This is a genomic window from Trichococcus pasteurii, from assembly GCF_900112935.1.
GTDB lineage: Bacteria > Bacillota > Bacilli > Lactobacillales > Aerococcaceae > Trichococcus > Trichococcus pasteurii.
Map to the genome: position 1 here is coordinate 134,888 of NZ_FONM01000004.1, position 13,523 is coordinate 148,410.

General features: G+C 46.8%; 14 protein-coding genes. 12 read left to right on the top strand and 2 right to left on the bottom strand.

What is annotated here, in order from left to right; translation table 11 throughout:
* Window positions 1-15 precede the first annotated feature (15 nt).
* From sppA to BM184_RS05805, 4 genes are all read left to right on the top strand, one after another.
* Window positions 16-1,056: a signal peptide peptidase SppA gene (sppA, locus tag BM184_RS05790; protein WP_086942562.1), complete on the top strand. Its 1,041-nt coding sequence runs from the start codon at window positions 16-18 to the stop codon at window positions 1,054-1,056.
* Window positions 1,056-1,622, top strand: a complete 567-nt coding sequence (locus tag BM184_RS05795; RefSeq protein WP_245830658.1) for an RDD family protein — start codon at window positions 1,056-1,058, stop codon at window positions 1,620-1,622. Before sppA ends, BM184_RS05795 begins: the two co-directional genes overlap by 1 nt.
* Window positions 1,623-1,973: 351 nt before the next feature.
* Window positions 1,974-2,375 carry a GntR family transcriptional regulator gene (locus tag BM184_RS05800; protein ID WP_086942563.1) on the top strand — a complete coding sequence of 134 codons (402 nt, stop codon included), beginning with the start codon at window positions 1,974-1,976 and terminating at the stop codon, window positions 2,373-2,375.
* Window positions 2,362-3,498, top strand: a complete 1,137-nt coding sequence (locus BM184_RS05805; RefSeq protein ID WP_177208560.1) for a DUF1648 domain-containing protein — start codon at window positions 2,362-2,364, stop codon at window positions 3,496-3,498. The genes BM184_RS05800 and BM184_RS05805 overlap by 14 nt, the downstream gene beginning before the upstream one ends.
* A gap of 188 nt (window positions 3,499-3,686) precedes the next feature.
* On the opposite strand, the gene BM184_RS15260 is transcribed toward BM184_RS05805, so the two are convergent.
* Both BM184_RS15260 and BM184_RS15265 read right to left on the bottom strand, forming a co-directional pair.
* On the bottom strand, window positions 3,687-4,343 hold the full coding sequence (locus BM184_RS15260) for a type 1 glutamine amidotransferase (RefSeq protein WP_177208561.1): 657 nt from the start codon (window positions 4,341-4,343) through the stop codon (window positions 3,687-3,689).
* The gene (locus tag BM184_RS15265) at window positions 4,344-5,696 is read right to left on the bottom strand and encodes a Mur ligase family protein (protein ID WP_177208562.1); all 1,353 of its coding nucleotides are present in this window, start codon (window positions 5,694-5,696) and stop codon (window positions 4,344-4,346) included.
* Window positions 5,697-6,070: 374 nt separating this feature from the next.
* Here BM184_RS15265 and BM184_RS05815 point away from each other — a divergent pair, with 374 nt between their 5' ends.
* The 8 genes from BM184_RS05815 to atpE all read left to right on the top strand — a co-directional run bounded on the left by BM184_RS05815 (window position 6,071) and on the right by atpE (window position 13,492).
* Window positions 6,071-6,643 (top strand): thymidine kinase, encoded by a 573-nt coding sequence (locus BM184_RS05815; RefSeq protein WP_086942565.1) that lies wholly within the window; start codon window positions 6,071-6,073, stop codon window positions 6,641-6,643.
* A 42-nt stretch (window positions 6,644-6,685) separates the two neighbouring features.
* Window positions 6,686-7,765 (top strand): peptide chain release factor 1, encoded by a 1,080-nt coding sequence (prfA, locus tag BM184_RS05820; protein WP_086942566.1) that lies wholly within the window; start codon window positions 6,686-6,688, stop codon window positions 7,763-7,765.
* Complete coding sequence (prmC, locus tag BM184_RS05825; protein WP_086942567.1) at window positions 7,752-8,600, top strand: peptide chain release factor N(5)-glutamine methyltransferase; 849 nt, start codon at window positions 7,752-7,754, stop codon at window positions 8,598-8,600. The genes prfA and prmC overlap by 14 nt, the downstream gene beginning before the upstream one ends.
* Window positions 8,601-8,719: 119 nt before the next feature.
* Window positions 8,720-9,748, top strand: a complete 1,029-nt coding sequence (locus tag BM184_RS05830) for an L-threonylcarbamoyladenylate synthase (protein WP_086942568.1) — start codon at window positions 8,720-8,722, stop codon at window positions 9,746-9,748.
* A gap of 148 nt (window positions 9,749-9,896) precedes the next feature.
* Window positions 9,897-11,135 carry a serine hydroxymethyltransferase gene (gene glyA, locus BM184_RS05835; RefSeq protein WP_086942569.1) on the top strand — a complete coding sequence of 413 codons (1,239 nt, stop codon included), beginning with the start codon at window positions 9,897-9,899 and terminating at the stop codon, window positions 11,133-11,135.
* A 131-nt stretch (window positions 11,136-11,266) separates the two neighbouring features.
* On the top strand, window positions 11,267-11,902 hold the full coding sequence (gene upp / locus BM184_RS05840; protein ID WP_086942570.1) for a uracil phosphoribosyltransferase: 636 nt from the start codon (window positions 11,267-11,269) through the stop codon (window positions 11,900-11,902).
* 599 nt (window positions 11,903-12,501) lie between these two features.
* Window positions 12,502-13,218 (top strand): F0F1 ATP synthase subunit A, encoded by a 717-nt coding sequence (gene atpB, locus BM184_RS05850; protein ID WP_086942572.1) that lies wholly within the window; start codon window positions 12,502-12,504, stop codon window positions 13,216-13,218.
* A gap of 61 nt (window positions 13,219-13,279) precedes the next feature.
* Window positions 13,280-13,492, top strand: coding sequence for a F0F1 ATP synthase subunit C (gene atpE, locus BM184_RS05855; protein ID WP_086627433.1), 213 nt, complete (start codon window positions 13,280-13,282; stop codon window positions 13,490-13,492).
* Window positions 13,493-13,523: the final 31 nt, after the last annotated feature.

A 13,523-nucleotide genomic window follows, 5' to 3' on the forward strand; every position in this document is an offset into this window, starting at 1 on the left:
AAAGGGGAATGCTTGATGAACAAAAAGAGATGGATTGCGGTAGCGATCGCGCTAGTGCTTTTCGTGGCATCACTCGGTTCGCAATTTCTTTCGTCCCGTTTGACTGCCGAAACGGAAGATTCTCTCAGTCAACTTACGGGCAACCTGATTCCAGGAACGAGCCTGCAGGAAAATGTTCTGGAAAGCGGCGATGCCGCCAACCGGATTGCGGTTCTGCATATCGAAGGCACCATCCAATCAGGAACAGGCAGCATGCTGACGGACGGCTCCAGTTATGATCATGACCTTTTTTTGGAGCAGTTGAAAGCCATCGAAGAGGATGACACGGTCAAGGGGATCTTCCTGATAGTCGACAGCCCGGGCGGTGGAGTTTATGAAAGCGCGGAGGCACACGATAAATTGTACCGCATTGCTGCTGAGAAGGATCTGCCGGTCTATGCTTCGATGCAAGGAACGGCAGCAAGCGGAGGCTACTACATTTCCGCAGGTGCGGACAAGATTTATGCCACTGCCGAAACGACCACCGGATCGATCGGTGTCATCATGCAAGCGATCGAATATTCCGGGCTTCTTGAAAAGTTGGGGATCGAATACAACACAATCAAGTCTGGCAGCCTCAAGGACATCGGGTCGCCGGATCGGGATATGACAGAGGAAGAACGTGCGTTGCTTCAGGCTTACGTCGATGAGGCTTATCAGCGTTTCGTCACTGTCGTTTCAACGGGAAGGGATATGCCGGAAGAAGAGGTACGCGCTGTTGCGAACGGCATGATTTATTCCGGAACCCAAGCTCAAGCGCTTGGATTGGTGGATGAGATAGCCTACACTGACGATGCGTTGAAAGCGATGAAAGCTGCTTACGGCCTGGACGATGCTGAAGTGTTCGACTATACTTCGACACCTGGATTGTTTTCCGATTTTTCTTGGTTTTTCGCTCAGGCAGCTGCCAAACTGACGAGCCAGGACAATCAGACGCTTACTGAACTTCAGTTGCTACGGGATACTTTTGGGACAAGCGCTGCTCCGAGACTGCTTTATCTCTACGGAGGTGAGTGATGATGGAAGAGCAAATCACTACGCATGAAGAACGCTTGGAAGAAATCCGGAAAAAGAAAGCAGCCTGGGAGGAAGCCGAGCGATTTTCCGATCAGCAGGAACGCCCGTTTCACCGCTATCCGGATTACGTTTTCGCCGGTTTTTGGATCCGGCTCTTTGCCTACCTTGTCGATCTGCTGGTCGTTCAGGCCCTGATGGGGATCCTGGTCAAGCCGATCTTCGCTTTGGGCGGCATCAGTATGAGCGGGAGTTCTCCCTTAACCTTGTACGGATTTTTTCAGTTGCTGATCTTGGTAGGGTATTTCATACTGACAACAAAATACACGAACGGCCAAACGCTGGGGAAGATGATTTTTGGCATCCGCGTCGTTTGCTTCAAAGAAGAAAAACTCAGTTGGCAGACCATCCTGATCCGCGAGGGCGTCGGCCGCTATATCGGCAAAACTGTGGCTGTGATCTATCTGGTCGCTGCTTTCCAAAACAAGAAACAACATCCGATCGATATGCTTTGCGATACTTCGGTAGTGACGGAAAACAGCATCCGGGCTTTGCAAGAAGGTTACTAGAGATAACAAATGTGGAAAAACGTCGTGCGACTGGTAGGTATCGGTCGCACGACGTTTTTTGTGTTGTGCTGAATTTTTTCGCGTGGCGGCCGGAGGAGAGCGTGCATAATAATGTGGAACTCCGGCGAGGCCGTCGTTCACCGAAGAAACGCGGTAAAATGCAGCCTGTCCTCCGAGGAGGCAGTGCTCATCGGAGGACACATAGGAATGTTGATCTGTCCTCCGGCGAAGCTTGCGTTAACCGGAGGACAGAGTGAATATTAGTCGGTACCCAATTCCGGCCACCCCTTCCCGCTTGCAAATTCCGCCAGCGATGTTATACTTGTTATATAACGAACAGGAGGGGTAAATATGTTCATCGAAATTCTTCCGAACAGCGATACGCCGATCTATACACAATTGATGTACCAGATCAAAATAGGTATCCTCAAAAAGGAATGGTCGTATGGGGATGGATTACCGAGCGTCCGGAGTTTGGCCAGCGAATTGGGCATCAATATGCACACCGTGAATAAAGCCTATAATCTGTTGGTGGAGGAAGGCGTACTGGTAAAAAACCAGAAAGGCTATTTCGTCAGCGAACGCGCAATGATGGCTTCCAATGAGCACACGAAAGCGGCGATGCAGGATAAGCTCAAGGAAATCCTGATCGACAAACAGATTTTTGAGGTCAATGAAGAAACGTTCAACGGCTGGTTGGACGAAATCGAGAAAGAGCTGGAAGGGGAGGGGAAAGCACATGCTGATCTTTAGTTGGTTCATGGTGATACTATTTTTGATTATTGGGGTCGTCAACGGCATTACGCCATACTATAGCCGATTAAGTACGCCGTTTGGAGTGACGGTTCCGACATCGCATCAGAAGGACCCCTACGTTTTGAAGCTGAAAAAAGCCTACCTTTACCAAAATGTGATTGGTAGTATATTGATCGCTGCGCCAATTTTTTTCTTTCTTCTCTGGGATGATGAGGAGAAAGTTGAAATGGTCACCAGCATCTATGTGACGGTCGCGATGTTCGCCTTCATCTTCCTATCCTTCCTGCTTTACCTGCAGAAACGGAAACAGCTCCGCAGTTGGAAAGAAGCGAACGGGATCAGAATCGAAGCGAAAAAAGCCAAAATCGTCATCGATACTGCCTATCAAAAAGATTTGAAAGTAGTCTCCCATTCGATTTTCGTTTCGGCGCAACTGTTCATCCTGTTGGTGACGGTAGCGGTCACGCTTTATTTCTATGACCTGATTCCAGATCGGTTTCCTGTTCACTGGAACAGTTCGAACGAACCGGATCGGATCGTCGATAAAACGTATGTGAATGTATTCATGCTGCCGGCGATACAATTGTTGATGGTTCCGATGATGTTTTTCAGCCACTATTCCTTCATCAAATCGAAACAGAAAATTTCACCCTATCTGTCCGATCTCTCCAGCAAGCAGAGCAAATTGTTCCGCCAAGCCTGGTCCTATTACTTTCTGGTCGTGACGGTGATGACGCAGCTCTTGTTGAGCGGCATCCATTTCTTTTCCTTGTTCTTCGCAGACAAGGGTGCCCAGTGGATCATCGGCATGACGATTCCGTTCGTGGTCATCATAGTTGGGTACAGCGTCTATCTGACCTGGAAATATGGTCAAGGCGGCGAAAAACTGTTCCTGAACGAAGCGGGTGAATTGCCGGATGAAGTGACGGAAGCGGATGAAGAGCGTTACTGGAAGTGGGGCGTTTGGTATTACAATCCGGAGGACCCCTCGATATTCGTCGAAAAACGCTTCGGCATCGGAAGCACGCTGAATATGGCGAGATGGCAATCGTGGGCGTTCGTCGCCGGTCTGTTGGCATTTGTTGTACTGACGATTGTGCTTTCGTTCGCGATGGAATAGGGATCTGTATCAGCAAGGAACAGCAAGGCTGCATCATTCTGGTGCAGCCTTTTTTTGTGATATCATACTCAGCGGAATACAGGAAGTTGTCCGATAATGCGTAAGAATCGGACAACTAGGGCGCTAAAACCACAAAGAAGAGGAGCTAGTCCCATTTACAGGGATAGCTCCTCTTCTTTGTTTTATTTTTAGATTTTTTTGTTGTGTTGGGCAATGGCCAGATCAACGATGCGGTTTGCCAAGTGGATGTTGCGGACCAACAGGGGACCGTGGAAATAGGAACAGAAGACATTTTTGTAGCGGGCGCCTTCGGTCTTGTCTTCGCCATTGTTGCCCATCCCTTTTTCGACTTTTCCGAGCGGACGCATGTTTTCGCCAAGGAAAGTCCGTCCGTTATGGTTTTCGAATCCTTCGTAGGTTTCATTGAATTCCTCGCTGCGGATGGTGATATCGCCAATAAACCGGTTATTGTCCTGGCTCAGGGTATAGTGGTCCAGGGCGCTGATGCCGGGGATCTTATTGCCGGATGCATCCATATAATAATGCCCCAACAATTGGTAGCCGCCACAGATGGCCAATACAACGCCATCATTTTCGATGTATTCCTTGATTCCTTCTGCTTTAGCCTGAATGTCTTTGGAAACGATGAACTGTTCGTAATCCTGGCCTCCTCCGAAAAAGACGAGGTCATATTTATCGGGATCGAAGGGTTGGTCCAAACTGATGATTTCCGTTTCGAAATCGATGCCTTTTTCACGGGCGCAGTACTGGAGCATCAACAGATTCCCATTGTCGCCGTATGTGTTCAGCAGGTTGCCGTACAAGTGGCAAATACGTAGTCGCATTTATTTCATCCTTTCCGCTATATAGCCTTGGTTCGCCAGCTCTTTACGGAGTTGCAGCACAGCGGTGTAAGTTGCCATCACATAGATTTTTTTCGTTGGAGCATTTTTGAAGGCTTTGATGACATCTGTGATATCTGGCAAAACTTCAAGTTTTTCTTCCGGAATACCGGCAACCTTCATCCTTAATGTCAACTCTTTTTGGCGGATGCCGCTGACGGTTACTTTTGGGATATCAAAATCCAAAAATTTCTCATAGTTCCCGTCCCAGATCCAGCTGACATCGGTTCCGTCTGCCGGCCGGTCATTCAGGATGGAGACGACGCTGAATGGTTCATCTTCGTAATGCAGAAGGTCGATGACCTGATTCAGGCCGACCGGATTTTTGATCAGGTTCAGGATGATATCCTTGTCGTCGACGGTGATCGTTTCTTGACGGCCGAATTTTTGCTGGGCCGCCGAGAAACCGGCTTGGATCTCTTCGGGGGTCAAGCCGAAATGTTTGCCGACTGAGTAGGCCGCCAAGGCGTTATAGACATTGTAGAGACCTGCGACATTCGTGTGGAACGGATGTCCATCGATCTCAAAGGAAGAACTCTTATGCGTCAGTTTGTTCACTTTGGTGACAGCGTAGGCCAGTTCCGGACGTTTGAAATCGCAATGCGGGCAGTAATATTTCCCAAGGTTGCTGTAGGTGTTGAATTTGTAGCGCAAAATGTGTTGGCATTTCGGACAAAGAACGCCGTCCGTGTTGTAATGCGCCAAAGTGTCGCCATCCGGTTCATGATTGAAGCCGAAATAGATCTGCTTGTTTACCAACTCTTTGGAGTTGAAGATCGGGCTGTCCCCATTCGCGAGGATGACGGCATCAGGTGCCAAAGCAGCACCATCGACCATTTTTTGGTAAATCGTATAGATTTCTCCGAATCGGTCCATCTGGTCGCGGAATACATTCGTGTTCACGATGACTTTCGGCTTGATGAACTTCGTCACTTTGACAAGGCTGGCTTCATCGACCTCAAGTACAGCAAAGGCTCTTTCCTTTTTGACTTTGCGCGAATAGCCTTCCAGGAACGTGGAGATGATGCCTTGCTCCATGTTGGCTCCGGTCGGATTCGTCAAAATATGCGGAAATTTTTGTTGCAGGACATGATAAGTCAACGATGTCGTCAGCGTTTTGCCGTTCGTGCCGGTGATGATGACGACATCAAAATTTTCGGAAAGGTGTTGCAATACGTCGGGATCCAATTTGACGGCCAGTTTGCCGGGCAGACTGGTTCCGCCTTTGGTGAATGTCTGAAGACCCCACTGGGCGATTTTGCCGATATTGATTGCTAGTGAACCGCGGATAGTCAAATAAATTCGCTCCTTACTTATGTATCTCTTGCCATCATAGCATATAACAAGGCTTTTTTCGATAGCGTTAGTATAGCAGAATTTGCCGGGATTGAATATTTTTAGATTCCGTATCGTGTCAGAAGAGGGGCTTCCGATTGCTGAAGGACAGCCGATAATCGTGAATTTTATTGACTTTGGAGCCATTTCCTACTATCATTATACGGGATGTTATTCAGTTTTTTTATCATTCGGTAATCTTACCAGAACGGAATGATGAAAGTGAGATAATAGCGGGTCGGAAGCAGGATGACACAAGGGCATCCTTTCTTTTTGCAGGAAATTCCGGCCGATGCACGAAAAGTAGGCAAGACGCTGTTGGAAAGGTGGACATGATGGCACAGTTATTTTTTAAATATGGGGCGATGAACAGCGGGAAATCGATCGAGATCCTGAAGGTCGCCTATAATTATGAAGAGCAGAACAAATCGGTGATGATTTTTACAAGCGCGCTTGATGATCGTGATGGTGTAGGTTATGTCTCGAGTCGGATCGGATTGAAGCGCGAAGCCACTCCGATCGCGGATGATACAGATGTATTCTTGGAAGTCAGCAAAAATCCGAAAAAGCCGGCTTGCATATTGATAGATGAATCCCAATTCCTGTCCAAAGCGCATGTCATCCAATTGGCGCGCATCGTCGACGAATTGGCAATTCCGGTGATGGCGTTCGGATTGAAGAATGATTTCCAGAACGAATTGTTCGAAGGCTCAAAATATCTGTTGCTGTACGCAGATAAGATAGAAGAAATAAAAACCATCTGCTGGTACTGCCATAAAAAAGCAATCATGAACATGCGTGTCGTGGACGGAAAACCAGTATATGACGGCGAACAAATCCAGATCGGCGGAAATGAATCCTATCTTCCTGTCTGCCGTAACCATTACCACCATCCGCCATTGGCCTAGAACAGATACTCAGAAACAAAAAAAGAGGAGTTTGAAAAAGTTATGTATGATCAATTAGATGCATTCATTATCCGTTATGAAGAACTTTCCGAATTGTTGAGCGATCCGGAAGTCCTTTCCGATACAAAACGATTCTTGGAATTGACCAAAGAAGAAGCGGGGCTGCGTGAAAAAGTTGCGACCTTCAAGCGTTATAAAGAGGTTGAAGGAGAAATCGCCGACACGGAAGAGCTGTTGTCGGAAAAGTTGGATGATGACATGGCTGCTATGGCTAAAGAGGAATTGACCGATTTAAAGAAAGAGAAGACCGAACTTGAAGAGCGCATCAAGGTTTTGCTGCTTCCTACTGATCCGAACGATGACAAGAACATCATCATGGAAATACGCGGGGCAGCCGGCGGGGATGAAGCTGCATTGTTCGCTGGAACGCTGTTCACGATGTACAGCAAATATGCGGAAAGCCAAGGCTGGCGGGTCGAGGTCATGGATGCCAACATCACCGGCATCGGCGGTTACAAAGAGATCATCCTGATGATCAGCGGCCAAGGCGCCTTCTCCAAACTGAAATATGAGAGCGGCGCGCACCGTGTCCAACGTGTTCCGGAAACAGAATCACAAGGGCGTGTGCACACATCCACTGCTACCGTGGTCGTCATGCCGGAAGCGGAAGAGGTCGAATTGAACATCGAAGATAAAGACATCCGCACGGACATCTACCATGCCAGCGGAGCCGGCGGACAGCACGTCAACAAGACTGCTTCAGCGGTCCGATTGACTCACTTGCCGACGGGAATCGCCGTTGCGATGCAGGATGAACGTTCCCAAATCAAAAACCGCGAAAAAGCGATGAAAATTTTGCGTACGCGTGTATACGACAAAATCTCTTCAGAAGCACAATCCGAATATGATGCGACGCGTAAATCCGCAGTCGGGACGGGTGATCGTTCTGAACGGATCCGTACCTACAACTTCCCGCAAAACCGTGTTACGGATCACCGGATCGGCTTGACCTTGCAAAAGTTGGATACGATTTTGAGCGGAAAATTGGATGAAGTCATCGATGCTTTGATCATGGCAGATCAAACGCAAAAATTGGAGTCCCTGAACAATGGATCAATCTAACGAGCTCAGTTACCAGCAAGCTTTGCAGAATGGCGCACTTTTTTTGGAACAGCACGAGAAAAGTCCGTTAGCTGCTGAAAGACTGCTTTTGGATCGTTTGGGTTGGACGAAGACGGATTTGTTGATGCGTTTTGCCGATCCGATTACGGAACAAGAATACAAGCAGTATTTCAGCGACATAAAAGAGTATGTTTCGGGCAAACCGATACAATACATCGTAGGCGTCGAATGGTTTTACGGTTATCCTTTGAAAGTAACGGAAGCTACGTTGATTCCGCGTCCGGAAACGGAGGAGCTCGTGCAACGGGCCTTACAATGTCTGGAAGGGAAAGGGCCGCAGAAGGTCCTGGACATCGGGACAGGATCCGGCGCTATTGCCATTGCGATGAAAAAGGAACGCCCGCAGGATGAAGTGACTGCCACCGATCTTTCTGAAGAAGCCTTGGCCGTCGCGAAAGAGAACGCGGATCAACTGGATGCGGACATCCGTTTCCTGCAAGGGGATCTGCTGGAGCCCGTGCAGCTGGAGACGTTCGACTGCATTCTCAGCAATCCGCCCTACATCAGCGAAGATGAAATCGGCTTGATGGACAGCTCGGTCTTGGAGTACGAACCGCATTCGGCATTGTTCGCTGATCACGACGGGTTGGATCTTTACCAAAAGATGGCATTCACGCTTCCGTTCCATTTGAAAACGGACGGCTGCCTGTTCATGGAGATTGGCTTCAACCAAGGCGAAAAATTATTGGAACTCTACAAAAAAGCTTTCCCGGACAAAACGGTCACGATCGAAAAGGATCTGTCCGGCCTCGATCGCATGCTGATAGTAAAATAAGAAAAGAGTCGCCTGTTATCCATGGGCAAAAAATGGCTGCGGGCAATTGCCCCGGCTATTTTTTTAACCTGAGCAGCGTCCATGCCAGTCAAAACATTCAGAAAGGAGCATATATTATTATGGAAACAAAAATATACGACGCCTCAACGATCGATGAGGCAGCCGAACTGCTGAAAGTCGGAGAATTGATCGCTTTCCCGACAGAGACTGTCTACGGTCTGGGCGCTATCGCATCAAATGATGAAGCCGTAAAAAATGTATACAAAGTGAAAGGAAGACCCAGCGACAACCCATTGATCGTTCATGTCTCCGACCGGAAGATTGCCCAATATGTAGCCTTTGTTCCGCAACAGGCTGAAGCCTTGATGGAGGCTTTTTGGCCAGGGCCTCTGACTCTGATTTTTCCGATGAAGGAAGGGGTTTTTGCGCCGACCGTCACTGCAGGACACAACACCGTCGCGCTGCGGATGCCCGCTCAGGAACAGACGCTGGAATTGATCAGAAAAACCGGCTTTCCTTTGGTCGGACCGAGCGCGAATACGTCTGGCAAACCAAGCCCGACGACAGCCCAGCATGTGTTGCACGACCTTTCGGGGAAAATTGCAGGAATCCTCGATGGAGGCGAAACCCAGATCGGTTTGGAATCAACCGTACTGGATTTGACCAATGCCGATGGGCCAGTCATTTTGCGTCCAGGAGCCATCACCGAAGTGCAGTTGGAGCCGATCATCGGCAAACTGGCAGGAAGTGCGCAAACAACAAATGAAGCAGAGGCTCCTAAAGCGCCAGGGATGAAGTACCAGCACTATGCTCCCGCTCAGCCGGTCATTCTGATCGATGGAACGGCTGCCGATTGGGAAGGCGTCATTGAGGAGTATCGCGGTAAAGGCAAAGCGATCGGCATTTTGGCTTCCGAAGAACAGCTGGCTGTTCATAAGGCGGCAGCGCGAGCCACCTATTCATTGGGATTGAAGGATGATGTGGCGGCTGCATCTCAGCGTCTTTATGCCGGATTGCGCTATCTCGATGAACAACCGATCGATGTGATTCTGGCTGAGGCCTATGACCTTTCCGGACTCGGGAAGGCATTCATGAATCGTCTGGAAAAGGCTGCTTCCTCAAAATATCCGAAAAAACAGGCGAAATGATCGCCTAATATCCGTCTTTAGCTTACTTTTTATACAAAATATTCAAATCCAGGAGCTTATATGTTTTATTTCTGAAAAATTATGCTATACTCAACTTACATTTTTTTATGTTTAAAATTTTGGAATAATGTGATGGAAGGGTGCAAACATGGATAAAGAATTATTTGCAGCAATTGATAAAGAACGCGAAAGACAAGAGAACGGAATCGAACTGATTGCTTCCGAAAACTTTGTATCTGAAGATGTAATGAGAGCGCAAGGCAGCATCTTGACAAACAAATATGCTGAAGGCTACCCTGGTCGTCGTTACTATGGTGGTTGCGAATTTATCGATATCATCGAAAACTTGGCGATCGATCGCATTAAAGCAATCTTTGGCGCAGAATATGCCAACGTACAACCGCACTCCGGTTCGCAAGCAAATATGGCAGCTTACCGTGCATTAGTTCAACCCGGCGACAAAATCTTGGGTATGGACCTTAGCCATGGCGGCCACTTGACGCATGGCGCATCCGTGAATTTCAGCGGTCAGACCTATGACTTCGTTGCCTACGGTGTAGAAAAAGAATCAGAAACAATCAATTATGACACTGTCAGAGAGATTGCCCTGAAAGAACAACCAAAATTGATCGTTGCCGGCGCCAGCGCTTATCCGCGCGCAATCGACTTCAAACGTTTAAGAGAAATCGCTGATGAAGTCGGCGCCTACTTCATGGTCGATATGGCTCATATCGCAGGCCTTTGCGCAACAGGACATCACCAAAATCCGGTTGAATATGCCCACATCGTAACCACTACTACACACAAAACGTTACGCGGCCCACGCGGCGGCGTCATCTTAGCCAAAGAAGAATTCGGCAAAAAGTTGAACAGCGCTGTGTTCCCAGGCATCCAAGGCGGTCCTTTAGAGCACGTCATCGCTGCTAAAGCTGTATCATTCTTTGAAGCTGCAACACCTGAGTACACTGAATATATCGGACAAGTCATCAAAAATGCCCAAGCTATGGCTGATGTCTTCAATGCATCCGACTTGCGCGTCATCAGTGGCGGAACAGACAATCACTTATTGTTGTTGGATGTTACAAGCAGCGGCTTGAACGGAAAACAAGTAGAAAAATTATTGGATACAGTTGAAATCACTGTCAATAAAAATACGATTCCTTTCGAAACGCTTGGCGCCAACAAAGCCAGCGGCATCCGTATCGGCACACCTGCCATCACTACAAGAGGCCTGAAGGAAGCAGAAGCACGCAAGATTGCTGAATTGATCGTGGAAACTATCCAAAACCACAATGATGAAGCGAAATTAGATGAAGTCCGTGCGGCTGTCAAAGCCATCACGCAAGCTTTCCCATTGCACAAAAAACTAGCTGCTACTGAAGCTTAAATAGATTACCGAAGAGCTGTCTCTCCATGAGGCAGCTTTTTTAATGTTTTCTCATTGTTTTATTTCTGGTATTTGTAGCGGTTTTCAATTACAATAGGTTGAGCAAAAATAGGAAAGTGGGGCAAAAGTATATGGGAGAATTCCATGTAATGAATCATCCGTTGATTCAACACAAATTAACAATCATCCGTGAGAAAGACTGCGGAACAAAAGTGTTCCGTGAAGTAGTAAGCGAAATCGCAATGTTGATGGCTTATGAAGTAACAAGGGACATGCCTTTGGAAGACATCGAGATCGAAACGCCATTGGTGAAAACGACTCAAAAAACATTATCAGGTAAAAAGGTTGCCATCATTCCGATCTTGCGTGCAGGTTTAGGGATGGTCGATGGTTTCTTGGCTATGTTGCCTGCAGCAAAAGTTGGCCATATCGGCATGTACCGTGACCATGAAACATTGGAACCAGTTGAGTATTTCGTGAAACTTCCGACTGACATCCAAGAACGTCAATTGTTCATCGTTGACCCAATGTTGGCGACAGGCGGATCAGCTATCGCAGCTATCGAAGCTTTGGAAAAGAGAGGCGCATCGCCATCATCCATGAAATTCATCTGCCTTGTGGCAGCTCCTGAAGGAGTTGAAGCATTGCACGCGGCTTATCCTGATGTGGATATCTATGCAGCTTCATTGGACGAAAGATTGGACGAAAACAGCTACATCTTGCCTGGATTGGGAGATGCTGGTGACCGACTGTTCGGCACAAAATAATCGTTCAAAAAGGCGTTCAGGCAATTGTGTCCGCAATTGTCAAAACATCAATATTATCATGAGAACGTCCTTCCGATTTACATAATCTCGGAAAGTGGACTTAAAGAGCTGAGCCAGAAATCCGATGTGGATTTCTGGCTCGTTTTTTTTGTCCAAGTTAAGTTAGTTATACTTCAACTGCTTAAGGCTACAGTGTCCAAGGTTTTTAAGGGTAGCATGAAGGACAATAAATTTGCTTTTTTTTCCCCAGTCGGATCACTTTTTGGTCAGCGTTCGGATTTTCATAATCCTATAAGTATATTTATGTATTGAGTATCTATGATTATGAAGGCGGTATCTTTTCATCATTTTCATGAAAAGGCCGAAAATATCCTTATAAACCGTATATTTGCTTTGAATTTCGATAAAGTTGGTGTTATGATTAGCGATGTTGAACAGATATGCAAAGAAACTTATGAAATAGCCACTTATTGTGACTAGAGTATGGGAGGTCCAGCTAAATTAGTTGTCTACTTTTACGAATGTCTTTTAAAATAATGTAGCATGGACTAGGTTTGGCATAGCTGTTTTTTTATTTGTATTGAAAAGAGGTGAAAATATTGGAAGCTGAATCTAAAGTCATCCATTTTATGGGATTGGGTTTCAGTTTGAATATCATCATAAGTGTATTGGCGACTTGCATCATTGTTTTTTTATTTTGTTTTATTGCTACCCGGAAGCTGGCGGTGAGGCCAATATCCAAAAGCCAATTGGCTATTGAATATTTGGTTGATTTTATCCGGAACATGATTTCTAGCTCGCTTCACTGGAAAGTCGGACAACAATTCCACTTGTTGGGATTCACTTTGTTCCTGTTTGTGTGGGTTGCCAATATGTTGGGGCTTGTGTTCATCTTGAACATCGATGGCCACTCTTATTGGAAGAGTCCTACAGCCAGCCCGATCGTCACATTAGGCTTAGCCTTGATGGTGATTTTGCTGACGCATTACTTTGGTATTAAGGAAAATGGGTTCAAGGAATATTTCATGAACAGTTATATTCGCCCAGTTGCACCTCTTATGCCGATCAAACTTTTGGAGGAATTTACGAACACTTTGACATTGGCGTTGCGTCTTTACGGAAATATTTATGCCGGTGAAATTTTGTTGGGGTTGATTGCTTCATTAGCGAATTCATACGGCTTATTGACTTGGGTGGTCGGGATTCCTCTCCAAATGGTTTGGCAAGGATTTTCCATCTTTATCGGATCGATCCAAGCTTTCGTCTTCACTACGTTGACTATGGTTTACCTCGCCCATAAGATCGAAGCGGAATAAACTGCTGATCCATGAGCTTAATAAGTATGCATTATTATATGAGAAAAAGGAGATTATTATTATGAACTTTATAGGAGCTGCTATTGCGGTTGCCGGTGCGGCCATCGGAGCATCATTAGGAAACGGAAAGGTTATTTCTACTACAATCGAAGCGATCGCAAGACAACCCGAATTACAAAGCAAATTACAGACTTTGATGTTCATCGGTGTCGGCTTGATCGAAGCTGTTCCCATCATGGCAGTAGTTATAGCTTTCTTACTGATTTTCCAATAATAGGGACCAGAAAGACAGATAACTACAGGAG

Excerpts from the sequence above, each read along its gene's own strand:
- sppA (WP_086942562.1), top strand. The coding sequence starts at position 16 with ATGAACAAAAAGAGATGGATTGCGGTAGCGATCGCGCTAGTGCTTTTC.
- BM184_RS05795 (WP_245830658.1), top strand. The coding sequence starts at position 1,056 with ATGATGGAAGAGCAAATCACTACGCATGAAGAACGCTTGGAAGAAATC.
- BM184_RS05800 (WP_086942563.1), top strand. The coding sequence starts at position 1,974 with ATGTTCATCGAAATTCTTCCGAACAGCGATACGCCGATCTATACACAA.
- BM184_RS05805 (WP_177208560.1), top strand. The coding sequence starts at position 2,362 with ATGCTGATCTTTAGTTGGTTCATGGTGATACTATTTTTGATTATTGGG.
- BM184_RS15260 (WP_177208561.1), bottom strand. The coding sequence starts at position 4,343 with ATGCGACTACGTATTTGCCACTTGTACGGCAACCTGCTGAACACATAC.
- BM184_RS05815 (WP_086942565.1), top strand. The coding sequence starts at position 6,071 with ATGGCACAGTTATTTTTTAAATATGGGGCGATGAACAGCGGGAAATCG.
- prfA (WP_086942566.1), top strand. The coding sequence starts at position 6,686 with ATGTATGATCAATTAGATGCATTCATTATCCGTTATGAAGAACTTTCC.
- prmC (WP_086942567.1), top strand. The coding sequence starts at position 7,752 with ATGGATCAATCTAACGAGCTCAGTTACCAGCAAGCTTTGCAGAATGGC.
- BM184_RS05830 (WP_086942568.1), top strand. The coding sequence starts at position 8,720 with ATGGAAACAAAAATATACGACGCCTCAACGATCGATGAGGCAGCCGAA.
- glyA (WP_086942569.1), top strand. The coding sequence starts at position 9,897 with ATGGATAAAGAATTATTTGCAGCAATTGATAAAGAACGCGAAAGACAA.
- upp (WP_086942570.1), top strand. The coding sequence starts at position 11,267 with ATGGGAGAATTCCATGTAATGAATCATCCGTTGATTCAACACAAATTA.
- atpE (WP_086627433.1), top strand. The coding sequence starts at position 13,280 with ATGAACTTTATAGGAGCTGCTATTGCGGTTGCCGGTGCGGCCATCGGA.